Here is a 24,013-nt window from a genome sequence, read left to right as displayed (position 1 = left end):
TGGCCGTCCCGCCGGCGGGCCCGGTCTGTCGCCTGGGCGACAAGGTCGCGGTGTAACGCCGGGCGAGGTTCGGCTGACTGACCACCATGAGCGCTGTCAGCCCGACCCTTGAGACCACCCGCCGGACCCCGCTGTTCTGCGACGTCGACCTCGCTGCCCGCATCGAACAGGCCGAGGTCCGCCTGATCGCCGAGGCGAGTGCGGCCACCCGCCGTCGACGCGGCGACGCGGCGGGTTTCGTGATCCCGATCGCGGGCGGCGTCGCGAGCTTCGCCGAGCACGACTCGCCCATGAACAAGGTCGCGGGCCTCGGGTTCGGCGGCGGGCCGAACGCCGCCGAGCTCGACGAGGTCGAGCGTGCGTTCGCCGCGCACGGCGTCGGAGTCCAGATCGAGCTCGCCCACCTGGTCGACCCTGAGATCGGCGTGTTCCTCACCGAGCGCGGCTACCGGCTCGTCTCGTTCGAGAACGTGCTCGGCTGCGCGCTCACCGGCGAGCACCGCGAGGTCACCCCGGCCGGCGTGACGATCCGGGCCAGCCGCGAGGACGAGTTCGACGCGTGGCTCGACGTCATGGCGGACGGCGTCGCCCAGCCGGACACCCAGGGACTGCCCTCGCACGAGGAGTTCCCACGGGACGTCCTGCTGGGGGCGATGCGCGACCTGGCCGGGGCGAGCGGCGTCCGGCGCTACTCCGCGCTGCGCGACGGCGTCCTCGCCGGCGGCGGCAGCCTGCGGATCAGCGACGGCGTCGCCCAGTTCGGCGGCGCGGCGACGGTACCCGCGCACCGCCGCCGCGGCATCCAGAGCGCGCTGGTCGCCGCCCGGTTCGTCGACGCCACGGCGGCCGGCTGCGACATCGCCGTCGTCACGACCCAGCCCGGCTCGAGGTCCCAGCAGAACGTGCAGCGCCAGGGCTTCGACCTGCTCTACACCCGCGCCGTCCTCACAAAGCAGCCCTGAATGCGGCACACCTGATCTCCGACCCGACCCGTTCGGCTTCACCAAAGGACTGGACATGACTGCCGAAACGATTCTCGCGGCGGACGAACCACGTATCCAGCCGCACGACGGGCCGCGCCAGGAACTGCGTGCCCTGTTCGAGGAGGCGGAGGCTTCCGCGGCGCAGCCGGGCCAGGTCCTCGCGGGCCCGGTCGAGTTTCTTCGCCCGGCTCATCGAACACCGCGGCGACTCGTTCGCCATCCGGCAGTGGGCCCCGTTCCCCCGCTACTGACCCGGATCCGTCCCCACCCCGGGTGCTCCCTGCTCCACGAGCCAACCGATCAGGATTTCTCGGCGGGTGCCGGGGTTGCGCGCGGCGTCGAGCGGGGTGCCTTCGGCGTGGTCGGGCACCCAGTGGAGCTCGGCACCGGCGGCGAGGAGCTGTTCGGCCGCGCGGCGCTGCCCGGCGCTGCAGGCGTGCCAGAACGCCTGCGACACGTCCTGCGCGGCGGGGTCGGTGGTGTCGAGCAGCTCGCGGAGACGATCGAGCTGGCCGAGCGCGGCGGCGTGCCACAGCTTGTCGATCCGGGCGCCGCGGGCCACCAGCAGGGCGGCGACATGCCAGCAGGCGTAACCGATGGCGTTGTCGAGCGGGGTGCCGATGGAACCTCCGGGGATTTCGAGGTCGGCGCCGCCGTCGATCAGGGCTGCGGCGACGTCGGCGTCGTCGCTGCTGGCCGCAAAGTGCAGCGGGGTCTCCTCGCCGGGGCTGCGGCCGTCGGGGTCGGCGCCGGCGGCCAGCAGCAGCCGGACGATCTCGGGACCGTTCGGGAAGTAACCGGGCCAGTCGGTCACGACATGCAGCGCGGTACGACTTTTGAACGGGCCACCGAGCGGCGCCGCGACGAGTTCCGGCGCAGCGGCGATGATCCGGACGACGGCGTCGACGTCACCACCGCGAACGGCCACGCCCAGCTCGATCGCGGTGCCGTCAGGTTCGGGAGCCCCCACGCTGGCACTCTCTCACCACCGCCCGAATCCTGGAACCGGTCAGCCGCACGCGGATCCGTTACTACCCGGCGGGTCCGGAGGAGGGCAGGACCCCGCGCCAGGTGGGATGATTTGGATGGGTGCGATCGATCGCATGTTCGGGCCTGACGTCGAGGACCCCGCCCGACCCGTCCACCAGGAGGCACCCGACCATGGCCGCACCCATCCAGCAACGTCAGATCGACATCACCCGCGTCCGCTCGGTCCTCCCCGCGAACGGTGACTGGTGCGAGATACGCAACGCCCGGATCGAGATCATCGAGTTCGACCAGGGAGTCCTCCGACAGTGCCTGGTCGCTGACCAGCTCGCCTCGATCGAGTACGACGGCGCGGCGGCCCTGAACGAGTTCTTCATCCCGATCGACCAGATCATCGGATGGATCGCCCGCAAGACCGACCCCAGGGCGCCGGCCAGCCCTGACCGCGGGGTTCCCGCCACGGCGGCCGACGGCTAGAGGAACGCGGCCAGCGGGCGGCCGACGTCGACGTCCGGTGAGCACGGATCGGAGGACCTGCCATCAACGCCTTCACGTGTGACGAGTGCGGGAATCGCAGGTCTGGGCAGCCGACCGTCTCCGTGACCGGTCGTCGGCTGTGCAAGGAGTGTGGCGACCGGCTGCTGGGAGCGGCCGGCGCGCTGCTGGCCGGCGGCGGAATCGGCGAAGCGGTCGCGACCGCGGGCTGGTTCAGCCGGCTACGCCGGCGATCAGACCGCAAGGCTCTGCCGCCACCCGATACAACGCCCGCTTCACGGGGAGAGGAAAGCGCATGACCGACCAGCGAACCGTCCTGATCACCGGCGCCACCGACGGCCTCGGTCGCGCGCTCGCGCACCGCCTCGCCAGCGAGGGCACCACCCTGATCCTGCACGGCCGGGATCCCGACAGGCTCGCCCGCGCCGCCGACGAGATCCAGACCGCCCACAGCGTCCCGCGGCCCCGGACGGTGCAGGCGGACCTGGCCGAACTGGCCCAGGTACGCCGGCTCGCCGACGACGTGCAGCAGGCGACCGACCGGCTCGATGTGCTCGTCAGCAACGCCGGCATCGGCACCGGCGCGCCCGACGGGCGCACCCGCCAGGCCAGCGTCGACGGCTACGAGCTGCGGTTCGCCGTCAACTACCTGGCCGGCTTCCTGCTCACCCTCGGCCTGCTCCCCCTGCTGCGCCGGTCCGCTCCGGCGCGCGTCGTCAACGTCGCCTCCCTCGGCCAGCATCCGTTGGACTTCGACGACCTGATGATCGAGCGCGGCTACAACGGCGGCCGCGCCTACGGCCAGAGCAAGCTCGCCCAGATCATGTCCGGCTTCGAGCTGGCCGGGCAGCTGCCCGCGGCTGAGATCACCGTCAACAGCCTGCATCCCGGTACCTACATGCCCACCAAGATCGTGCTCGCGGAGATCGGCCGGCATGTCGACAGCCTCGACGTCGGCGTCGCCGCCACCCACCGCCTCGCCCTCAGCCCCGATCTCGCCGGCACCACCGGCCGTTTCTACGACCGGACCCGCGAAGCCGCTCCCAACGCCCAGGCCTTCGACAAGCAGGTCCGGACCGCCCTCTGGACACGCAGCCTCGACCTCATCGACCGCGCCGGCCTCGCCGGCTGACCGCCCGGGCCACGGCGAAGGAGCACCCCTCCCCATTCGTACATCCCCAGGATCAGCGCCGTGGCCGGTCGTGATCTCTCTCGACGGTTCCACGAGCAGGCTGTCCGCCCCCTGATCGCGGATGTACCGCACGCCGCCGCACTCCTCGGGGAAGGTTCGGAGGTCGCGCTGGAAGGCCTGCCAGCTCACTTCGACGGATTCCCCGTGGCATATCCCGAAGAACTCGAGCCCCAGACAGGTCCGACCCTCCTTCACCACCACTCGTCCACGGCAGGCACAGCCACCGGGCCGGAGGAGGTACTGCCGTTACCTGGAAGGGCAGGCACTCCCCGAACCGGCCCAGCCGCACCAGAGTCGACGACGTGTGACCCCATCGGGCACCGATGCGTGCCGACGGTCTGCCCCGACGACACCCCGGCCGGCTATCAGGCGATCGCCGACCGGGAATCCTGCAAAGTCCTCATTCGCCCCTGATCCAACGCCCGGGGACGAGAGGGCACGGCGAGCTAGGATCGACGCGGTGGGCGACGGATTCGGCCGGCGGGCCGAGGCGGAGCCGTCAGGGAGTTGACCGAGCATCTGGTGAGGCGCCGTATGCCGCAGGGTCGCGGCGGGCGTCCGCGGACCCTGCGGAGGGAAACTCCTGTGAACGTCAACTGGCTTGTCTGCAAGGTCGGCTGCATCGAATGCGGCATCATCGAGGAACCGGCGCTCAGGATCATCGGAATGTATGCGGAGGAGCAGGAAGCCGTTTCTGCCGCGCGTGCCGAGGCCCAAGTGATCGCACAGCGGTGGGGAATGACCAACTCCGACAAGCCGCTCCCGGTGAACGCGACCGAGAAGATGGATTCACGCCTGGGCGCCGGCTGGATGTGGACGCCCGCCGACCACGAACAGGTCTTCGCGGTGCGCGTACCATCCTGACATCGCGGGCGACGCTGACCGCTGGCGGCTGGCCGCGGCCCGCGCCCCGACCGGGGCGGGCGCGGTCATCGAGGTCGGGATCGGGTGAGCCACCCTGGCCCTCCCGCACGCGCGCGTTGGCCAGGTGTCATCTCCCGGCCGGCTGGACCGCGTACCGTCTGGCCGGCCGGGCGCTGACGACCGCGAGGGAGAATCGTGACTCAACCGACGATCGTGCTGGTCCACGGAGCGTAGGCGGACGGATCGAGCTGGAACGCCGTCACGTCGGCGCACCCTTGTGAGGCTGGCGACGCCGCTGGGCGTCCGGCTCTCGATCGTTGACGCGGACGGTCATCCCGCCCCGGTCTGATCACTTTCTCCGGACCGCGAGCGCCCCGGAGATCGTGATCATGCTGTCCGCGCGGAGTGGGTGCGGTTTGCAGACCTCGGGCTGGGCACTCGGCCTAGAATGCCGGCTATAGACGTTGTGACCTCGGGGAAGCGGGTTGTGCCGCGGCCCGGTGTGGTCGACCCCCGAAGGCTCGCGGCGGTGCGGGCGACGGGTCTGCTGGACACGCCGGCCGAGGAGCCGTTCGACAACCTTGCCCGGCTGGCCGCGACGCTGCTGGAGACCCCGTGGGCGTTCGTCACCGTCGTCGACGACCGGCGGTCGTTCTGGAAGAGCTGCATCGGCATCGACGCGACCGATCCGGCCGACCGGCAGAACGCCGTGGGCGAGAGCTTCTGTCAGTACGTCATCGAGTCTGGCACCGAGCTGATCGTGACGGACGCCGCCACCGACCCCCGCACCAGGGACAACCCGTCGGTGGAGTCGATGGGGATCGGCGCGTGGATCGGGTTCCCGATCCATTCGCCGGACGGGTTGATCCTCGGCACGTTCTGCGCGGTGGACAGCCACGTCCGGCAGTGGACCGACCGGGACATCCTCACGATCTCCGGGCTGGCGAAGGCCGCGTCCAGCGAGGTGGCGCTGCGCGAGACCGCCCGCCGGGCCCAGACCAGCACGGCGCAGGCCGTCGCGCTCGCCCGCACGCTGCAGGACAGTCTCCTGCCGCCGCTGCTGCCGGACGTCGCCGGCCTCGAGGTCGCCGCCCGCTACCTGCCGGCCACGGCGGTCGGGACCGACGTCGTCGGCGATTTCTACGATCTGTTCCCGCATCACGATCGGCTGTGGGGCGTCGCCCTGGGCGATGTCTGCGGGAAGGGACTCGACGCGGCGAAGGTGACCGCCCTGGCGCGCTACACGATCCGCGCCGCCGCCACCTGGCAACGGTCACCCGCGCAGGTCCTCGCGCACCTCAACGATGCACTGGCGACGCAGCGACCCGACGACCACCGCTTCCTCACCGCGATCTACGCGGTGTTGCATCCCCCGCGGGGCGATGGTTCGGTTCACGGGAATCTCGCCCTCGGCGGCCATGAACCGCCGCTGCTGCGCCGCGCCGACGGCACCGTCACCTCACTGGGCGAACCGGGAACCGCGCTCGGCATCATGGCGGTGCCCAGCCTGACCGACACCCGTTTCGCCCTGAAACCCGGCGACAGTCTGCTGCTTTTCACCGACGGCGTCACCGAGGCCCGGCAGCCGCGCACGCGGGAGTTCTTCGGCGACGACCGGCTCCGCCAGATCGTGCGGGCCGACGGCGGCCAGGGCGCCGCCCATCTCGCGCAGGCACTGGAAACCGCCGTCCTGAACTTCACCGAGGGTCACGCGAGCGACGACACCGCCCTGCTCATCCTGCACGTCCCGACCGGTTGGACCGGGCGGCGAGAAAGGCGCCCGCCGGTCCACCCGCCGATTGCCGACCGGCTGGGTCAGGCGACTCGGCGCGGCCGGGATTCCGGCGCGATCTCGAACCACACCGTTTTTCCGGGCGGATGACGCCGGACGCCCCACCGGGTCGCCAGGGCGTCGATCAGGCCCACGCCCCGGCCGTGCGTCGCGTCGGTTTCCGCGGGGGTGTCGACGGGCGGGAGCCTGCTGCCATCCGTGACCTCGACCCGCACACCGTCCGATGACGTCCGGACGACCAGGTGCGCGGCGGTGCCGCCGTGCACGATGGCGTTGGTCAACGTCTCGCTGGTCAACAGGACGGCGGTGTCGCAGACATCGGCGGACAGCTTCGCGTCGCAGCACATCCGGTGCACAGCACGCCGCATGTCACTCACGGCCCTGGTGTCCGGGCCGATCCTGAACTCCTCGGTCTCCTCGGTCACCATGAGCGGAATCGCAGGAAACGACTGGCCGACCAGCGGGCACGCTCGCCCAGGAAGACGGGAAGGTGGCGGCCGGCCGGACGTTTGACGGAGAGAGTCAATCCGTCCTCCCTAGATTTTCACCGACGGGCCCGGTATGCTACGCGCCCTCCGGCAACCGCCGACGACCGCCCACAACGGATGCCAGGCCGAGCGCATGGATGCGAATTCAGCGAATTCGCGCGGAAAGCCGCGCCTTCCGGCTGGTCAACGTGCAGCATGTCGCCTGTCTCGACCGCGCCGGCAACGTCCGGCCGGCCCACCGCCCCCCACCGCCCCGGAAAACTTTTTCGATGACGACACCAGGTACAGGCCAAGAACTTTTGCCCATGTGTGCCGTCCCGCCGTTGACGATGCCGATGACTTCGGACTACCCGCCCGCAGCCACCCCAATCCCGGCCATTCCCCAACTTCTCTGTCCGCTCACGGACACACACACCACTCAACAGCGAGAATCCGCCGGGTAGCCATCAGTAGGCAGTCGCATCCTCTGTCAGCACAAAGGCCAGCAGCTCGACCTGATCGCGAACGGCCCCCAGGGATCACAGTGGCCGAGGGCGCACTCGGCGCGCTTCGAGCCTTCGGTCACCCGCCTCGGCCGAGGAGACAGCCGGCCACTACATCGCGAAGCAGGTCAAGCGGGTTCGACGCGAAGGCGGACAGGGACATGACCTGCCGCGGCACCTCGCTGGCAATCATGCCGCCAGGCGAGCCAGCGATCGAGGGCGGCTTCCGAGAGGTCGTCCGCATGGACGTGAAGCGGCCCGGCGCCATGGCCGAAGACCTGCAAGCTCGGCGTCCCGCGCCGGCGGCCGCCGCGTCATCGAGGGCCTTCCGCGGTGGCGGCCGCCGTGGCGGGGGCGGTGGCGAGGACCGCGGCCGCGGCGGTGGTCGCCAGGACGGCGCACAGCGCGTAGGGCATCCAGCCGGGCCGGACCGTGTCGGACAGGACGGCGACGCCGACGGCGGACGGTGCGAGGACCTCGACGATCCACAGCACGGCCGTCACCGGACCGACCTGGCCGTGCTGCAACGCGTGCGCGTACAGCAGCGTTCCGGTGATCCCGAACGCGGCCAACGCCCAGGTGAGCGGATCCGCGGCGAGGGAGCCGACCAGCGCGGGCGCATCGTGCAGGCCACCGGTCGGCGTCGGCAGGGCGCGGGCACACACCGCGGTGCCCCCGTAGGCCAGCCCGGCCAGTGCCGCAGCCGCGGCGGGCAGCCCGACCGGCCCGCGGGCGGCTCGCGACGGCGGCGTCCCGGTGGCCGGTCGTGAACCGGCCCGGGTGGTGAGCCATCCACCGGCCGCCACGAGGACCGCCGCCGCGGCCAGGCCGTACCGCAGCGCCGCGGACGGGTGGACCTGGTCCTGCGGCCCGGCCGCGGCCGCCACGACCGTCAGCGCGAGAACGGTGACCGCGATAGCCACGACGTCGCGGCGGCGGACCCGCGCGGCCAGGACGACCCGGGCGCCGATGACGGTGACGGCGAGGGACCCGGCGAGGATGGCCTGCACCTGGTAGACGGCCAGGGTCCGCAGCGCGACGAGGGACGCGAGCCAGGCCAGCGCGTCGCCGCCGAGGCCGGCCAGGTACAGCGGATGACGCAGCGCCCGCAGCGTGTCCGACGCGCGGCGGGCGCCTTCGGCCTGCGCGATCGAGGCGGCGCCGTAGCCCAGGGCGGCGACGAGCGCGAACGCCAGCGCGACGGCATGTCCCGGGCTCACCGCGCGCCGCCGCCGGCCTCAGGACCGATTTCCTCCACTGCCACCGGTCCAACTCTGCTCCTCGCCACGCGCCGGCCCCGCGCCGGATGGCACCCGCGGGAGGGCCGACGACCTGTCCGACATCGACTGGCCGTGGGCGTTCCACTGGGTGGAGGAACTGGCACCGCTGGCCGCCGCCGAGGTCGCCGCCGTCGACGTGCCCGTCCTGCTGGCGTCCGGGGAGCGCGACGTCACCCGTCCGCTGCTCACCGAGGCCGCCGCGTTCATCGCGGCGCGGGACGTGGCCGTGTTCCGGCCGCGGCGGATGGCGCACATGCACACCTTCGCGCCCACCCGCCGCCTGCTCTGGGAACGCCTGGACGCCTTCGTCGCGCAGACGCCTGCCCTGAAGGACGCGGCGGGATCGGCCCCCGCGCCACCGCGGCCGGCTCTCCCGTGAACTGTCGGACCCCTCGGGCACGATGAGGCCATGGCGGAAACGGGGATGACGCTGTTCGACACGGCGGTCGGCCGCTGCGGTGTCGCATGGAGTGACGCCGGGCTGGTCGCCGTCGCGCTGCCCGCCGCCAGCGACGCGGCGACCCGCGCCCTGCTCCGCCGCTACCTCGCCACCCGCGCGCACGCCACCGGCCCTGAGATCACGGACGGTGGCGACGACTCGCGGCCGGCCGAGGTGGCGGTGGCGATCGCCCGGATGGTCGAGCTGCTCGACGGAGTGCCGGACGACCTGGCCGACGTGCGCGTCGACCTGAGCGGCGCGCCCGAGTTCCACCGGCGGGTCTACGAGGTCACCCGGTCGATCCCGCCCGGAGGCACGCTCACCTACGGCGAGGTCGCGGCCCGGCTCGGGATGCCGGGCGCGGCGCAGGCGGTCGGGCAGGCGCTGGGCCGTAACCCGGTGCCGATCGTCGTGCCGTGCCACCGGGTGCTGGCCGCCGGCGGCGCGATGCACGGATTCTCGGCCCCCGGCGGCATCGAGACGAAGCGCCGCATGCTCGTGATCGAGGGCGCGATCGCACCCCCGCCGCCGACCCTGTTCTGACCCGGCCGCAATCGGCGCGGATGCCGGTGCCGCGGGTCAGCCGCGCCCGGCGACTCCCCCGCCAGGCCACACGGCAGCGCGGATCGGTCGCCGGACAGCCCGCTCCACCCACCGGGTCGGAGCCCGGACGGCGCGACGTTGTCGAGGATGAAGGTGTTGACGTTGACGTTGCCGACCCGGACAGTCCGTAGGGGGTGTCGTTGGCGATGTCGACGGCGTCGTAGGGGAGTACGGTCAGCACCAGGCCGAAGATCTACCCTTGGGCGATGCGCATGCTCGGGTCGACGTCGGTGAAGTCGACGCCCGGGTGGGTGACGAGGTACTCGCTGGCCGCCCGGTCGGCCGGGACCACGTGAGCACCACCGTGCAGCCGGCCAGCAGCGCCGGGCCGAGCTTGACTGGCGGCGCACCACCACGGGGCCGAGCATGCCGGCCCGGGTGTCGGTGAAGGTGAACTCGGCCGCGAGCCCCGCGTAGTAGTCCAGCGTCATCCCCAGCCAGACCGTGGTGTACGACGCGAACGTCGGCGATGCCCGTGACCTGGGCCAGCGCATCCGCGCATCGGGCGCGGACACCAAGGTCATCCTCTCCGTCGGCGGCTACGGCCGGCACCAGCTCCAGAAGTACGGGGCGCGGATCGCCGGCCTGAGCTACTCGGCCGTCCGGGTGAACACGACCGGCACCGCGTACGACATCGTCACGAACACCGCCCCGGCGGCGCCTCCCGCGACCGCTGGTGCACCTCTGACCGGGCGAGCTGACGACATCCCGGTGTCTGCCTGGTAGGCCACACAGACGTCTGGCCGGGCCCGGACCGTCCTAGCGTCGGCAGGGTGACCTCGCCCGATCCGCCGCTGCTGCCCGGATCGGGCGAGCTTCGGCGGTTGCAGGTCGCGATCGTCGCGGCGGGGCTCGCGGCGTTCGCGATGCTGTATTCGACGCAGGCGTCGTTGCCGCAGATCGCGCGGACCTTCGGAGTCGACGCGACGCTCGCGAGCCTGACCGTGTCGGTGACGACCGGTGCGCTCGCCCTCTCGGTGCTGCCGATGTCCGCGCTGGCCGAGCGGGTCGGCCGGGTGCCGGTGATGATCGGGGGGCTGGTGGCGGGCTGCCTCTGCGTGGGGGTTGGCGCCGCCGCGCCGAACCTGCCGCTGCTGCTGGTGGCGCGCGGCGCGGCCGGGGTCGCGCTGTCCTCCGTCGTCGCGGTGGCGATGGGGCACGTCGGCGACCAGGTGCGTGCCGATGCCGCGGCGCCGGCGATCGGCATGTACGTGTCCGCGACGTCGCTCGGCGGCCTGCTCGGCCGGCTGGTCCCGGCCGGGCTGGACGAGCACGGCGGCTGGCGGGTCTCCGTCGCCGCGGTGGCGGTCCTCGGCGCCGTCTGCACGGTGGTGTTCGGCGCCACCGTGCCGGGCCGGCGCCGCGCCACCGCCGCCGGCCGCAGCGGCCGTGGCGGCGTGATCCGCCAGCATCTGCGCAACGGCGACGTCCTGCGCCTGTGCGGCGTCGGAATGCTGCTGATGGGCGGCTTCGTCGCGACCTACAACTACCTGACCTACCGGCTCACCGAGGCGCCGTTCAACCTGCCGAGCAGCACGATCGGCCTGGTGTTCACCGCCTATCTGGCCGGGACGGTGAGCTCGACCGTCGCCGGTCGGCTGGCGGTCCGGCGGGGGCGCCGGCGGGTGCTGCTGGGCGCGGTGGCGACCGCCCTGGCCGGGCTCGCCCTGACCGTCCCGGGCAACCTCGGTTGCGTCCTCGCCGGCCTGGTGATCTTCACCGCCGGCTTCTTCGCGGCCCACTCGGTGGCCAGCGGCTGGGTCGGCGCCCGGGCGGGCACCGGACGGTCGGAGGCGTCGGCGCTGTACCTGCTCGGGTACTACCTGGGCTCGAGCCTCGGGGGCACGCTGATCGGCCTGGCCTGGACGACGGCCGGCTGGCCGGCGACCGTCGCCTGCGTCGCCGCGACCCAGCTCGGCGCGGCCCTGCTCGCGCCCCGCGCCGAGCGGCGGGCGCCACCCACGGACCTGCCCGTGCCGCGGGCCGCGGACCCGCCGCCGACGCCGGCCGCCGGCCGTCCGGGCCGGTGAGCCGGCCGCGAGACGGTGGCCGAGGGCGCCGCGGCGCACTACTCAGCACACGGCCGATCCGCGCCCCACGGACCCGGCGCCCCACGACCCGGCGCGGCGCACCGCCGCGGTGGCTCCCCGTCCGGCGAGGAGGAACGGCCGGGCGGGTCAGCCGGCGGCCAACCAGGAGTCGATCATGTTGCGAGCGATCGAGATGCGGCCCGGCAACAGGAGCGGGGGCGGGCCGTCCTCGCCGCGCCCGTCGCGCCCGATGCCTTCTCGGTCGCTGCCGTCTCTGCCGTCGCTGCCGTCTCTGCCGTCCGGCGGGTTCCGCCAGTCGCCGCGGGCCACGGCCTGGCGCAGCTCGTCGCGGCTGAGCCAGGTCGCCTCGCGGATCTCGGCCTCGTCCAGGCGCAGCGGCTGGGCGGGATCGGCGACCGCGTGGAAGCCGACCATCAGCGACCGGGGGAAGGGCCATGCCTGACTGCCCAGGTAGCGGATGTCGGTGACGTCCAGCCCGACCTCCTCGGCGATCTCGCGGGCCACGCAGGACTCCAGCGACTCGCCCGCCTCGACGAAGCCGGCGAGCACCGAGAACCGCCCCGGCGGCCAGGCGCCGTGGCGCCCCAGCAGCACCCGGTCGCCACCGTCGTGCACCAGGACGATCACCGCCGGGTCGGTGCGCGGGTACTCCTCGTGCCCGCTGACCTCGCAGGTCCGGGCCCAGCCGGCGTTGGACAGGCGGGTCGGCGAACCGTCGCGGGCGCAGTACCGCGCGCCGTCGTGCCAGCGGACCAGCGCGACCGCGGCGGCCAGCAGGGTGCCGTCGAGCGCGCCCAGCTCGCCGCCGAACGCGTGCGGGTTCAGCCAGCGCACGTCCGGTCCGGCGCCGGCCTGCGCCTGGTCGCCCCGCAGGGCCCAGTAGGCGACGCCGTCGGCCTCGCCGAGCAGCATCGCGTCCGGCGGCGGCGAGCCGGCCAGCTCGATCGCGGCCCGGGTCCACAGCCGCGGCTCCTCGGAACGGCTCGGCGACGGCTCCGGCCAGATCACGGGTACGCGGGCGTCCGCGTCGACGACGAGGATCCGGGCGCTCGCCCAGCCGTCCTTCTGCCGGCCGGTGTCGCGCCGTAGGTGCTCGTCCCGAAGCAGCGCGGCGCCGGCGAACGTCGGCGTCCGAACCAGCTCGAAATGTGTCATAACCACATTCTCCAGCACATGCCGCTCACCCACCGTACGCGGGCACGGCGGCGCCGAACGGCCAGCCGGCGGGCCTCCCCCGGCCGACGACAGGACGTCCGACACCGGAGCTCCAATTCCGAACTCCGCTTGCTTCCGCGCCGAAACGACGGCGTCCGCCACTGATGCATTCCCACGAAACCGCACCGGCGATCGCACCGCACTGCGATACTGGTCGCCGACCGCAGCATTTCTGTCACTCTCCCGCGTGGCCGGGAATGATTGGAGGCTCGACGTGGTCGGCGACTCCCCTGCGGCATTCGCCGCGACGGCTGCGGCAACAAGGCCAGTGGCCGCTATTCCGCCGCACAGCCTCCTGGTTTTTCTGCTGGCCGTCACCACACTGCTGGCGGGAGCGTTGGTCCTCGGCCGGATCGCCGAGCGGATCGGGCTGCCGGCCGTTGTCGGCGAGCTGGCCACGGGTGTCCTGCTGGGACCATCGGTGCTCACGAAGGCAGCGCCGGGTGCCGCGCACTGGATTTTCCCGACCGACCCGAACCAGTTCCATCTGGTGGAGGCGGTGGGCCAGATCGGGGTGATCCTCTTCGTCGGCATGACGGGCACGGAGATGGACGTCGCCGGCGTCCTGCGACGCGGGCGGACCGCCGTGCAGGTCAGTCTCGGCGGCCTGCTCGTCCCGCTCGGGCTCGGCATCGCCACGGGCCTTCTGCTGCCCACCGGCCTGCTGTCCGGTGACGTCGACACCGGCGTCTTCGCGATGTTCCTCGGCGTCGCCATGGCGGTCAGCGCCATTCCGGTCATCGCCCGGATCCTCGTCGATCTGAACCTGCTGCACAGCCGGACGGGCCAGTTGACCCTCGCCGCCGGCACCGTCGACGACGCCGTCGGCTGGCTGCTGCTCTCCGTGGTGTCGGCGCTGGCGACCACGGGGGTGCGCGCCGGCAACGTGCTCACGTCGGTGGGGTGCGTCCTCGCCACCGTCGCGGTCGCGGTCGTGGTCGGGCGTCCGGTGGCCGAGACGGTGCTCGGCTGGGCGGGCCGACGCCGCGCGCCCACCGACTCACCGGCCGCCACGGCGAGCCTGGCCTGCGTCGTGATGATCCTCGGGGGCGCCGCCGCGACGCAGGCCCTGAAGCTGGAGGCGATCTTCGGGGCGTTCGTCGCCGGCATGGTCATCGGCTCCCGCCGGTCCTTCGACCCCCGGCTGGTCGCGCCGGTGCGGCTGGTGGTGACCGGGGTGCTCGCGCCGCTGTTCTTCGCGACCGCCGGACTGCGGGTGGATCTGACCGAGCTGCGGCGGCCGGGCGTCCTCGCGGCCGCCGCCGTCGTGCTCGTCGTCGCCGTGGTCGGGAAGTTCCTCGGCGCCCTGCTCGGCGCCCGGGTGAGCCGGCTGAGCTGGTGGGAGTCGCTGGCCCTCGGCGCGGGCATGAACGCTCGCGGGGTCGTGGAGATCGTGGTGGCGGGCACCGGCCTGCGCCTGGGGGTCATCAGCCCCGCCGGGTACACGGTCGTGGTGCTGGTGGCGGTGGCCACGTCGATCATGGCACCGCCGCTGCTGCGCTGGACCGTGGCCCGCGGGAACCTCGCCGGCCCCGGCGAACGCGCGACGGCCGCGCCCCCCGCCCAGCGCGGCGACGGCATCCCGGTGCCGGCGCCCTGACGCCGTCCGCCGGGTCCGTCAGTGGAACTTCGGCGCCCTCTTCTCGACGAAGGCCGAGGCGCCTTCCCGGCCGTCGGTCTCCGCGCAGGCGGCGATGCCCCGCGCCTCCAGTTCCAACTGCGTCTCCAGGCTGTTGTCGAACGTGTCCAGCAGCAGCCGGCGGATCGTACGATGCGAGTCCGCCGGCCCGGCCGCCAGCTGGTGGGCGAGCGCCAACGCCTCGCCCGCGAGCTCGCCGGCGGGTACGACGCGGGTGACCAGACCCCAGTCCAACGCCTCGGCGGCGGAGAGCCGGCGATTCGTGTAGAGCAGCTCCTGGGTGCGACGCAGGCCGATCAGACGCGGCAACGCGAACGTCGTGCCACCGTCCGGGCTGAGCCCGACATTCGTGTACGCGAGCGTGAAGGTCGCGGTGTCGGCGGCGAGGACCAGGTCGCCGGCGATCGCGAGCCCGACCCCGGCGCCCGCGGTCGTCCCGTTGACGGCGACGATCAGGGGCGTGCCGAGCCGGGCGAGCGACGTCACGGCGCGGTGCAGGAGGTCGGCGAGCTTCTTCGTCTCGGCGCCCGCGCGCTCGCCATAGCCCACCATCTCCTTGACGTCGCCGCCGGCGCAGAAGAACCGGCCGCTGCCCGTCAGGAGGACCGCCCGGACGGCGGAGTCCGCGGCGCAGTCGTAGGCGGCCTGACCCAGCTCGGCGGCGAGCTCCTGGGTGATGCCGTTGGCGGCGTCGGGACGGTGGAGGGTGATGATCGCCACCGCTCCGTCGCGCTCGACCGTCAGTGTCCGCGGTTGTGAGCTCATCAGCGTCTCCGTTCGGCTTTGTCGTTGGCAACACACCTATCAGCATTCGCCGCCAGACGCGGCCCTTGCCGCCGGTGTCCACCGGCGCCGGGCCGGGACGACGACGGCCGACCACCGCGCTATCACAGTTCGCCGCCACAGGCCAGAAAGGCGTCCCACATTACCCGATCAGGCCAACCCGATCACGCCGCAGAGAAACGCGACGTCCACATATCACCAGGTCGGGGCCACCCCACAGGAAAAGCACAGGTACGCCCAGGTTACGCACAGTCAATCCACCCATCGGCCCGTTGACGTGGCTCTCGTCGACAACCCGGCCGACAGACGAAAGGAACGTGGCCAGGCCCCTCAAGAAGATTCTTCCCCCGCCGCCGCGGCCGAAGTCGAACCACCGATAAAAACATTTCGGCGGTGACGGTTCGGGACACGGCGCCGATATGCGTCGCCGCGTAGTACCCCCCACCCGCGAGGACAGCACCACCCGCGAGGACATGCGTTCCAGGTCGAGCCGGCTACCATCGCAAAACATGGCCATCAACGCATCGAGTGACGAATCCCCTACGGGCGATGCGCCCACTGCCGGCGCCCCGATCGATCTGCGCAGTGACACCGTCACCCAGCCGACGGCGGACATGCGGCGGGCGATGGCCGCCGCGGAGGTCGGCGACGACCACTACGGCGAGGACCCGTCAGTCCGTGCGTTGGAGGAGTATGCCGCCGACCTGCTCGGCCACGAGGTGGCCGTGTTCGTCCCGAGCGGGACGATGGGCAACTTCGTCGCGCTGCGGGCCAGCGCCGCGGTCGGCACCGAGATCATCGCCGACACCGAGGCGCACATCGTCACCTACGAGATGGGCGGGCTGGCGGCGCTCGGCGGCGTGCAGACGCGCACCGTGGCGGGCCTCGCCGACCGCGCGGACCTCGCCGAGGTCAGCGCGGCGATCCGGGCGCACGACATCGGCGGCGCCGGGAACTACAACATGGTCCGCACCGCGGTGCTGGCCGTGGAGAACACCCACGCGCGCTCCGGCGGGCTGGTCGTCCCGCCGGCCCGGCTGACGGCGCTGCGGGACATCGCCACCGCCGCCGGGATCGTGCTGCACTGCGACGGGGCGCGGCTGTGGAACGCGGCCGTCGCGGGTGGCGTCGAGCCGCGCCAGCTCGCCGAACCGTTCACGACGCTGTCGGTATGTCTGTCCAAGGGGCTGGGCGCGCCGGTCGGCTCACTGGTGATCTGCGATGCCGGCCGGGAGGACGCCGTGCGGGAGTGGCGGCGCCGGCTGGGTGGCGGGATGCGCCAGGCCGGGGTGCTCGCCGCCGCCGGCCTGCACGCGCTGCGCCACCACCTCGAGCGCCTCACGGAGGATCACCGGCGGGCGGCGGAACTCGCCGCGCTGCTCGCCGACGCCGCGCCCGACCGCGTCGATCCCAAGCGGGTCGAGACCAACATGGTGCTCGTCGCCGTCGCCGACACCGGCCGGTTCGCCCGACAGGCAGCCGACGCCGGCGTGCTGGTCGGCGCGATCAGCCCGACCACGCTGCGCCTCGTGACCCACCTCGACATCGACGACGCCGGCCTCCGCAGGGCCGGCTCGGTCCTCGCGACCCTGCTGCGCGCCGAGCCGTCGACCGGCTGATCCCGCGCGCCCTCCCCCGCGACGGTCCGTCGACGGGCGACGACCGCGCGGGGCGAAACGGGGCCGGCGCTCGACCCCGGTGGTGACCGTTCGCGGCGTCGGCCGGATCAGCTCGCGGCCGGCGGGGTGGACGGCGCGACGTTCGGCCCGATCAGCTTGAAAACGGCACCGGTCGGGTCCGCCGCGATGCCGAGGCGGCCGTACGGGGTGTCCTCACCGGGCTGCAGGACCTGGCCGCCCAGCGCGGTGGCCTGCGCCAGGGTGGCGTCGGTGTCCGCCGTGCCGAAGTACACCGACCAGTGCGCGGGCACGCCGTCGGGCAGGAAGGCCGACGCGTCCATGATCCCGCCGTAGGCGGCCTCGCCCTCGCCGTAGGTCGCGTAGCGGAACTCCGGGGTGTCGCTGACCATGTGGACGTCCCAGCCGAAGACATCGCGGTAGAAGGCGACGGCGGCGGGGTGGTCGCGGGTGAACAGCTCGAACCAGCCCGGCGCGCCCGGCTCGGCGATGATGCCGAACCCGGCGTGGGTCCCGGGCTGCCACATGCCGATCGCGGCGCCGGTCGGGTCGGTGACGACGGCCATCACGCCGAGGTCCGCCACGGCCATCGGGGGCACGATCACGCCGCCGCCGTGCTCCGTCGCGGCGGCGACGGTCTTCTCCGCGTCCGGCGTGGACAGGTAGATCGACCAGCCGTCGGGCGCCTCCATCCCCGGCTGCTTGGGCATCAGGCCGCCGACCTGGACGCCGCCCTTGGTGAAGCTGGCGTAACCGCCGAACTCGGCGGAGCCCTCCGGCGCCTCCCAGCCGAACAGCTCGCCGTAGAAGGCCCGGGCGCGGTCGGCGTCGGAGGTGAGCAGGTCGACCCAGATCGGGGCGCCGGCCGGGGAGTGCTCACGGGTGGCCATGGTGTCTCCTTCGGTTGCGAGGAACGCTGTGCGGGCGGCTGTCGATGCCGTCACCACCTTGGACCCCGCCACCGACAAAATTTCATCGCTCCTGCCGCACCCTCCTTCGATGCCACGTGAGGATCACACCTCGCGCACGCGGGGAGCGGCGGTTCCCCAGCCGGAATCACCCCGGCCGGCGGCGAGGCGCGGGAGGATGACGACCATGGGCGCTTACCAACGGGAACGCGACCGGGCCACCGCCGACCCCGACGGGTTCTGGGCCGACGCGGCCCGTTCCGTGACCTGGACGAGACCGCCGCGGCGAACCCTCGACGCGACCGACCCGAGGTTCGCCCGTTGGTTCCCCGACGGGGAGCTCAACACCTGCGCGAACGCCCTGGACCGGCACATCGCCGCCGGCCGCGGCGACGACGTGGCCCTGATCTACGACTCGCCGGTCACTGGCACGATCCACCGCTTCACCTTCGCCGAGCTCACCGACGAGGTGGCGCGCGCCGCCGGGGCGCTGGCCGCCCTCGGCGTGGGCCGCGGCGACCGTGTCATCATCTACCTGCCGATGATCCCGGCCGCGGTGGTGAGCATGCTCGCCTGCGCCCGCCTCGGCGCGGTGCATTCCGTGGTCTTCGGCGGGTTCGCCGCCGCCGAGCTCGCCGCCCGCCTCGACGACGCCCAGGCGAAGGTCGTGGTCAGCGCCTCCTGCGGGATCGAACCGACCCGGATCGTCCCGTACAAGCCGATGCTGGACGAGGCGATCGCGCTGGCCGAGCACGCCCCCGCGGCGACTCTGATCGTCCAGCGCGATCAGCAGCCCTGCGTGCTGGTCCCGGGCCGAGACCACGACTGGGACGACGCGCTCACCGCCGCCGTCCCACACCCGCCGGTCCCGGTCGCGGCGACCGACCCTCTCTACATCCTCTACACGTCGGGCACGACCGGACGGCCCAAGGGCATCGTGCGCGACAACGGCGGCCACGCTGTCGCGATGACCTGGTCGATGACCAACATCTACGGCATCCGACCCGGCGACGTGATGTGGGCGGCCTCCGACGTCGGCTGGGCCGTCGGCCACTCCTATACCGTCTACGCTCCGCTGCTCACCGGCGCCACGACCGTGCTGTACGAGGGCAAACCGGTCGGCACGCCGGATGCCGGCGCCTTCTGGCGGGTGGTCGCGCAGCACCGGGTGAACGTGCTGTTCACCGCGCCGACCGCGATCCGCGCCATCCGTCGCGAGGACCCCGACGGCGCCCTCGCGCGTGACCACGACCGCTCCTCGTTGCGCGCCCTGTTCCTGGCCGGGGAACGGCTCGACCCGCCGACCTACGACTGGGCGGCGTCGACCCTGGGCATCCCGGTGATCGACAACTACTGGCAGACCGAGACGGGAGCGCCGATCGTCGCGAACCCGCTCGGCCTGGAACTGCTGCCGATCCGCGCGGGCTCCGCGACCGTGCCGATGCCCGGCTACGACATCCAGGTACTCGACCCCGCCGGCCAGCCCGTGCCGGCCGGCACGGAGGGCGCGGTCTGCCTGCGCCTGCCGCTGCCACCCGGCACGCTGCCCACCCTGTGGGAGGACGACGACCGGTATGTCGCGTCCTACCTGTCGGCGTTCGACGGCTACTACCTGACCGGCGACGGCGGCTACCTCGACGACGACGGCTACCTGTTCGTCCTCGGCCGCACCGACGACGTGATCAACGTGGCCGGGCACCGCCTGTCGACCGGCTCGATGGAGGCCGTGCTCGCCGAACATCCCGCCGTCGCGGAATGCGCCGTCGTCGGCGTCGCGGACCCGCTCAAGGGCCAGGTGCCGCGCGGGCTCGTCGTGGTCAAGGCCGGCGCGGAGATCGACCCGGCCGTGCTGGCGGCCGAGCTGGTCGCGCGGGTCCGGGAGCGAATCGGCCCGGTGGCCGTGTTCCGGCAGGTCGACGTGGTGCCGGCGCTGCCGAAGACCCGTTCCGGCAAGATCCTGCGCCGCACGATGCGCGAGATCGCCGACGGCCGCTCCCCCGCCGTCCCGCCGACCATCGAGGACCCCGCCGTCCTCGATGCCCTGCGTCCTGTCCTGCGCCCGTCCTGATCGAGAGGCCGTCCTGATCGAGGTGGCCTGCCGGATCAGTGATGGAAGGCGGCTGCCGTGTCGGTCGGGGCCGGCGGGAGTCGGCGGCCAGCGCTGGACAGGCGGTCGACAACCCGGCCCAGGTCGGCGACGAGCAGTCCGGCGAGGTCCCGGCTGAACTCGTGCCGGACGACGACCCGCAGAACGGTGAGATCGGTCAACGCCGGTGGGAAACGGTAGGCGGGCACCAGCCAGCCGCGCATCCGCAGCAGCTCGGAGACGTCGAAGACGGTGTAGTCCGTGATCTCCTCGCGTAGCCGGAAGGCGAAGGCGGGGATGCCGCTGCCGTCCGAGACCAGCTCGAACGGCCCCATTCCGGCGACCTGCTCGGCGATCCAGCGGGCGTTGTCCCGGCAGCCCTGCGCGACCCGTCGGTAGCCGGCGAAACCAAGCTGGAGCAGCGTGTAGTACTGGGCGACGACCTGCGCGCCGGGACGGGAGAAGTTCAGCGCGAACGTCGGCATCGTCCCGCCGAGGTAGTCGACCTCGAAGACGAGCTCGTCGGGCAGGTGCGCGCGGTCTCGCCACAGCACCCAGCCGACGCCCGGGTAGACCAGCCCGTACTTGTGCCCCGACGTGTTGATCGACACGACGCGGTCGAGCTGGAAGTCCCAGACCAGGTCGGGGTCGCAGAACGGGGCGATGAACCCGCCTGAGGCGGCATCGACATGCACCGGGATGTCCGGGCCGCCGCCGGCGGCCAGCCGGTCGAGCGCCGCGGCGATCTCGGCGACCGGTTCGTAGGTCCCGTCGAACGTCGACCCGAGGATCGCCACGACCCCGATCGTGTTCTCGTCGCAGCGGGCCACCGCCTCGTCGGCGGTCAGATGGGTGCGCCCGGGCGCGACCGGCACCAGCCGCGGCTCGACGTCCCAGTAGCGGGCGAACTTCTCCCAGCACACCTGGACGTTGGCGCCCATCACGATGTTCGGCCGGTCGGTCGGTGCGCCGGCGGCCCGCTGCCGCGCCCGCCAACGGCGCTGCATCGCGAGCCCGGCGAGCATGCACGCCTCGGACGATCCGGTCGTCGAGCAGCCGATCGCGTGCTCGGCGTCAGGCGCGTGCCACAGGTCGGCGAGGATGTTGACGCAGCGCCCCTCCAGCTCCGCGGTCTGCGGATACTCGTCCTTGTCAATCATGTTCTTGGATGCGCACTCGGCCATCAGCCGATCGGCCGCCGGGTCCATCCAGGTGGTGACAAACGTGGCCAGGTTCAGCCGCGCGTTGCCGTCGAGCAGCAGTTCGTCATGCACGAGCTGATACGCCGTCTCCGGCGCCATCGACTCCGCCGGCAGCCGAAACCGCGGCACACTGCTGTCACCCCCCGGCTGGACCAGCCGCGCCCGCACCTCGACCGTCTGCCCCGCCCGATCTCCACTCGCCTGCCCGTGCAGCGCCATCCAGGGCACCTCCAGCCACAGTCCATGTCCACGTCATCGTCGACCTCGGCTCACTCGACCGGCCCGATCAGGCCATGGCTCCCGGGCCGTGCAGCATCCGCCGAACCTGCTCCCGCTGATGCGGCAGCAGGGCGGGCCCGTGTGCATGCAGTGCCCGCCGGAGCAGGTCATCGGCGCGCGAGTCCTCGCCGATGGCGCGAAGCACGCCGCCGGCGCACCACAGGACCGGGCCGCTGTCCGGGGCATCGTCGAGGACGGCGGCCGCCTCGGCCGAGGCGACGGCCGACCGCCCGAGCCGGGCCAGCGCGAGCGCCCGGGCTGCCCGGGTCTCGGTGGCCCGGGGAGTGTTCGGTGCGCTGCGGCGGACCGCCTGCTCGAGGTCGTCGAGGGCAGCGACGTCGTCGCCCAGTTCGAGCATCAGCCGGCCGCGCTCGGTCCGGGCCGTCATCGACTCGGGCGCGATGGTCAGCACCGTGGAGAAGATCGCGACGGCCGCCCAACGTTGGCCCGAGTACCACAGCGCGCGGGCAAGGTCGATCTGGACGCCCAGGTCGGCCGACAGCCGCACCGCAGCTGCCTGCAGGTCCTCGACCGCGCGACCGAGCCGACCGAGCCGCAGCAGCAGTCGCCCGGCCGCTGCCAGCGCCCGACCAGACGCCTCGGCGTCGGGCAGCGACTCGCCGAGCTGCGCGGCCTCGCGATAGCGCCGTTCCGCCTGCTCGACCCGCCCCGCCGCCTGGTCGAGCTCGGCGCGCAGCATCAGGGCCCGCACCAGGATGCGCGGCTCGTCGACGCCGCGCCGCAGAGCCTCGTCGACCTGGTCGGACGCGGCGGCGAGGTCCCCGTCCCCCTGGCAGACCAGGGCCGCGCACAGGTAGTCGGCCGCGGTGATGTCCACTGCCGTCGCGCCGGCCAGCGCCCAGTCCGGCACCGCTGCCTGCAGCGGCGGGATCAGTCGATCATCGAAGAGCTCGAAACGCCGTGCTCCCGAACGCCACTCGTAAGCGAGAACGTAGCGCTCCGCCAGTGCGGCGAGCAGCCCGTTGGGCATGCCGGCGGTCGTCGCGATGCCTTCGTCCACGGCCGCGCGCCGCCCGCGCTCGGTGATGAACGTCTGGGTCAGCCAGCGACGCACCACCGCGTCATCCAGTCCGTGCCGGCGCGACTCGGCCACGACAACCCGCGTCAGATACGCCCCGAGGACCGCGTCCGACCCTCCGGTCCGCGTCAGCGCGCCGAGAGTGGAGGCCTCGGCGAACCCGGCCTCGCCCCGCCAGATCTCCGCAGCCACCAGTTGCAGGTAGGCCGGCTGGATGCGGTCGGCCACCAGGAGCTCCGGCGTCCCGGCGGCGTCGACCACCCGACTCGATCGCAGGTCGTCGACGCAGGCCGCCGCAACGCCCGGCGGCAGCGGGCGCTGCACCTGCCGCATCGGCTCGGCCAGCGCGGAGATCGCCGCGCCGCGGTCCAGCGGCTCGACGGCCGCCCAGGCAATGTCGCCGTCGCCAGCCAGAGTGCGTTCGTAGCGGGCGAGCGCCGTCCGGAAGTTCTGCCTGATCACGAGGAGCAGCCGCAGATTGGGCAGCGCCGCGAGCATGTCCGCCAACATGGTCACGAAATGTTCACGGAACACCTCGAGATGCGGTGTCCGTGGGGCGAACAACTCCTCGAACTGATCAATCGCGGCCAGAATCAGCCGGTTCGGGTCCAGGGAGTCGTGCCACTTCCCGCCCGCGTCACCACTCCGTCGGGGTGCCGGGCCGTCCCGACGGCCCTCATCGTCACTGTCACCCCCGCCGAAGCGGGGGTCGCCGCCTTCGGAGAGGGCTTCGGCCGGGCTCGGCGACCAGTGTCCCAGACGGTGTCGGAGCAGGGTTGGCAGCGCCCCGGCGGCGCCCTGACCAGACCAGCTCCGCAGCAGCGCCTCGGCGTAGGGATTGGCTCGCTGTCCGGCGCCGGAGGAACCCGTCCCGGCCGCCTCCGGCGCCGGCGAGATCCGCCCGGCCGGGAGCACCTCGGCGACGTCCGACGGAAGATGTGGCATCACCCCGGCCCTAAGCAGGGAACTTTTTCCCACCCCGATTGGTCCGTACACGACAACCAGGCGATTCTCAAGCCATTGAGCCGAGAGGGTATGAGCCACGGCAGCCCGCCCGAAGAACTGCGCCGAGTCAGCCTCCAGGAAAGAGCGCTGGCCCGGGAACGGCGACTCACCCGAAACTACTACCATCACACACCTCGTGCGCTATGGAGCGGCAACGAGACAACCCCGTACTCCAGGAGACGCCGGTCGAGCTTCGAAGGTTCGGCCGACACCACGGAGCTACGCCCCCCGTGACCAGCACCGTCCGACCTACGACGAACGGGTCGACCGAGGACGGCGCCTCGAAAACTTACCGTCAGGCCCACAGTTGCGATTTCTCCAGTAAACAATGTGGTAGAGCCCCTCGTTGCCAACCGCTTGACGTCGTCAAATACTATCGGACGCGGGATCCGCCGCCGCCGCAACCGGGCGACGCCCGGCAGATCGAGCGGGGCAAATGCCAGTGGGATGAAAATTGTCCTCGGCCGACGCTGATCACCAAGGTCACCGGTCGACGACCGACGGATCGTCGGGTATGTCGGGTCGCACCGAAGTCCGCACGGTGTGCCAGTCCGAACGGCGTGC

21 protein-coding genes are annotated in these 24,013 nt (G+C 72.6%); 12 read left to right on the top strand and 9 right to left on the bottom strand.

From position 1 onward, the window contains the following. The first annotated feature begins 86 nt into the window (after positions 1-86). Positions 87-962 carry a GNAT family N-acetyltransferase gene (locus tag MXD60_RS00275; protein ID WP_248816624.1) on the top strand — a complete coding sequence of 292 codons (876 nt, stop codon included), beginning with the start codon at positions 87-89 and terminating at the stop codon, positions 960-962. Here MXD60_RS00275 and MXD60_RS00270 read toward each other — a convergent pair. After that, complete coding sequence (locus tag MXD60_RS00270; protein WP_248816623.1) at positions 946-1,176, bottom strand: hypothetical protein; 231 nt, start codon at positions 1,174-1,176, stop codon at positions 946-948. The two genes, MXD60_RS00275 and MXD60_RS00270, sit on opposite strands and share 17 nt — an antisense overlap. Before the next feature lie 51 nt (positions 1,177-1,227). After that, a complete protein-coding gene (locus MXD60_RS00265; RefSeq protein ID WP_248816622.1) occupies positions 1,228-1,953 on the bottom strand; it encodes an ankyrin repeat domain-containing protein in 726 nt (241 codons plus the stop codon). 191 nt (positions 1,954-2,144) lie between these two features. On the opposite strand from MXD60_RS00265, the gene MXD60_RS00260 reads away from it, so the two are divergent. The 4 genes from MXD60_RS00260 to MXD60_RS00245 all read left to right on the top strand — a co-directional run bounded on the left by MXD60_RS00260 (position 2,145) and on the right by MXD60_RS00245 (position 6,403). Continuing rightward, on the top strand, positions 2,145-2,447 hold the full coding sequence (locus MXD60_RS00260; protein ID WP_248816621.1) for a hypothetical protein: 303 nt from the start codon (positions 2,145-2,147) through the stop codon (positions 2,445-2,447). A 313-nt stretch (positions 2,448-2,760) separates the two neighbouring features. Continuing rightward, a complete protein-coding gene (locus MXD60_RS00255; RefSeq protein WP_248816620.1) occupies positions 2,761-3,597 on the top strand; it encodes an SDR family NAD(P)-dependent oxidoreductase in 837 nt (278 codons plus the stop codon). Between the two features lie 645 nt (positions 3,598-4,242). Continuing rightward, positions 4,243-4,521 (top strand): hypothetical protein, encoded by a 279-nt coding sequence (locus MXD60_RS00250; RefSeq protein WP_248816619.1) that lies wholly within the window; start codon positions 4,243-4,245, stop codon positions 4,519-4,521. Between the two features lie 529 nt (positions 4,522-5,050). Then, complete coding sequence (locus MXD60_RS00245; RefSeq protein ID WP_248816618.1) at positions 5,051-6,403, top strand: PP2C family protein-serine/threonine phosphatase; 1,353 nt, start codon at positions 5,051-5,053, stop codon at positions 6,401-6,403. On the opposite strand, the gene MXD60_RS00240 is transcribed toward MXD60_RS00245, so the two are convergent. Together MXD60_RS00240 and MXD60_RS00235 are read right to left on the bottom strand one after the other, a co-directional pair. After that, positions 6,337-6,741, bottom strand: a complete 405-nt coding sequence (locus MXD60_RS00240) for an ATP-binding protein (protein ID WP_248816617.1) — start codon at positions 6,739-6,741, stop codon at positions 6,337-6,339. The two genes, MXD60_RS00245 and MXD60_RS00240, sit on opposite strands and share 67 nt — an antisense overlap. Positions 6,742-7,597: 856 nt before the next feature. Beyond that, positions 7,598-8,503 (bottom strand): hypothetical protein, encoded by a 906-nt coding sequence (locus MXD60_RS00235; protein WP_248816616.1) that lies wholly within the window; start codon positions 8,501-8,503, stop codon positions 7,598-7,600. 148 nt (positions 8,504-8,651) lie between these two features. Here MXD60_RS00235 and MXD60_RS00230 point away from each other — a divergent pair, with 148 nt between their 5' ends. From MXD60_RS00230 to MXD60_RS00210, 4 genes are all read left to right on the top strand, one after another. After that, positions 8,652-8,942 (top strand): hypothetical protein, encoded by a 291-nt coding sequence (locus MXD60_RS00230; RefSeq protein WP_248816615.1) that lies wholly within the window; start codon positions 8,652-8,654, stop codon positions 8,940-8,942. A 30-nt stretch (positions 8,943-8,972) separates the two neighbouring features. Beyond that, positions 8,973-9,545: a methylated-DNA--[protein]-cysteine S-methyltransferase gene (locus tag MXD60_RS00225; RefSeq protein ID WP_248816614.1), complete on the top strand. Its 573-nt coding sequence runs from the start codon at positions 8,973-8,975 to the stop codon at positions 9,543-9,545. Between the two features lie 507 nt (positions 9,546-10,052). Next, the gene (locus tag MXD60_RS00215; protein ID WP_248816613.1) at positions 10,053-10,331 is read left to right on the top strand and encodes a hypothetical protein; all 279 of its coding nucleotides are present in this window, start codon (positions 10,053-10,055) and stop codon (positions 10,329-10,331) included. A 47-nt stretch (positions 10,332-10,378) separates the two neighbouring features. Beyond that, positions 10,379-11,635 (top strand): MFS transporter, encoded by a 1,257-nt coding sequence (locus MXD60_RS00210; protein ID WP_248816612.1) that lies wholly within the window; start codon positions 10,379-10,381, stop codon positions 11,633-11,635. Between the two features lie 147 nt (positions 11,636-11,782). On the opposite strand, the gene nudC is transcribed toward MXD60_RS00210, so the two are convergent. Beyond that, on the bottom strand, positions 11,783-12,811 hold the full coding sequence (nudC, locus tag MXD60_RS00205; protein WP_248816611.1) for an NAD(+) diphosphatase: 1,029 nt from the start codon (positions 12,809-12,811) through the stop codon (positions 11,783-11,785). Positions 12,812-13,139: 328 nt separating this feature from the next. Between nudC and MXD60_RS00200 the strand changes: the two genes are divergently transcribed. Then, entirely contained in the window at positions 13,140-14,471 is a 1,332-nt protein-coding gene (locus MXD60_RS00200; protein WP_248816610.1) for a cation:proton antiporter, read from the top strand. A gap of 18 nt (positions 14,472-14,489) precedes the next feature. Here the strand turns inward: MXD60_RS00200 and MXD60_RS00195 are convergent, their stop codons facing one another. Then, positions 14,490-15,275 carry an enoyl-CoA hydratase/isomerase family protein gene (locus MXD60_RS00195; RefSeq protein ID WP_248816609.1) on the bottom strand — a complete coding sequence of 262 codons (786 nt, stop codon included), beginning with the start codon at positions 15,273-15,275 and terminating at the stop codon, positions 14,490-14,492. A gap of 527 nt (positions 15,276-15,802) precedes the next feature. Between MXD60_RS00195 and MXD60_RS00190 the strand changes: the two genes are divergently transcribed. After that, positions 15,803-16,912, top strand: coding sequence for a GntG family PLP-dependent aldolase (locus tag MXD60_RS00190; RefSeq protein WP_248816608.1), 1,110 nt, complete (start codon positions 15,803-15,805; stop codon positions 16,910-16,912). A 107-nt stretch (positions 16,913-17,019) separates the two neighbouring features. Here the strand turns inward: MXD60_RS00190 and MXD60_RS00185 are convergent, their stop codons facing one another. Next, positions 17,020-17,820 (bottom strand): VOC family protein, encoded by an 801-nt coding sequence (locus MXD60_RS00185; protein ID WP_248816607.1) that lies wholly within the window; start codon positions 17,818-17,820, stop codon positions 17,020-17,022. Positions 17,821-18,016: 196 nt separating this feature from the next. On the opposite strand from MXD60_RS00185, the gene MXD60_RS00180 reads away from it, so the two are divergent. After that, positions 18,017-19,906 carry an AMP-binding protein gene (locus MXD60_RS00180; RefSeq protein WP_283097534.1) on the top strand — a complete coding sequence of 630 codons (1,890 nt, stop codon included), beginning with the start codon at positions 18,017-18,019 and terminating at the stop codon, positions 19,904-19,906. Between the two features lie 35 nt (positions 19,907-19,941). Here MXD60_RS00180 and gad read toward each other — a convergent pair whose 3' ends face one another. Continuing rightward, positions 19,942-21,345, bottom strand: coding sequence for a glutamate decarboxylase (gad, locus tag MXD60_RS00175; protein WP_248816605.1), 1,404 nt, complete (start codon positions 21,343-21,345; stop codon positions 19,942-19,944). 67 nt (positions 21,346-21,412) lie between these two features. Next, entirely contained in the window at positions 21,413-23,575 is a 2,163-nt protein-coding gene (locus MXD60_RS00170) for a tetratricopeptide repeat protein (protein ID WP_368861152.1), read from the bottom strand. Positions 23,576-24,013 lie beyond the last annotated feature (438 nt).

This window comes from Frankia sp. AgB32, from assembly GCF_023243045.1.
In the GTDB taxonomy this organism is placed as follows: Bacteria; Actinomycetota; Actinomycetes; order Frankiales; family Frankiaceae; genus Frankia.
The sequence above is the reverse complement of the archived record's forward strand: the minus strand, read 5'-3'. Positions and strand labels throughout refer to the sequence as shown.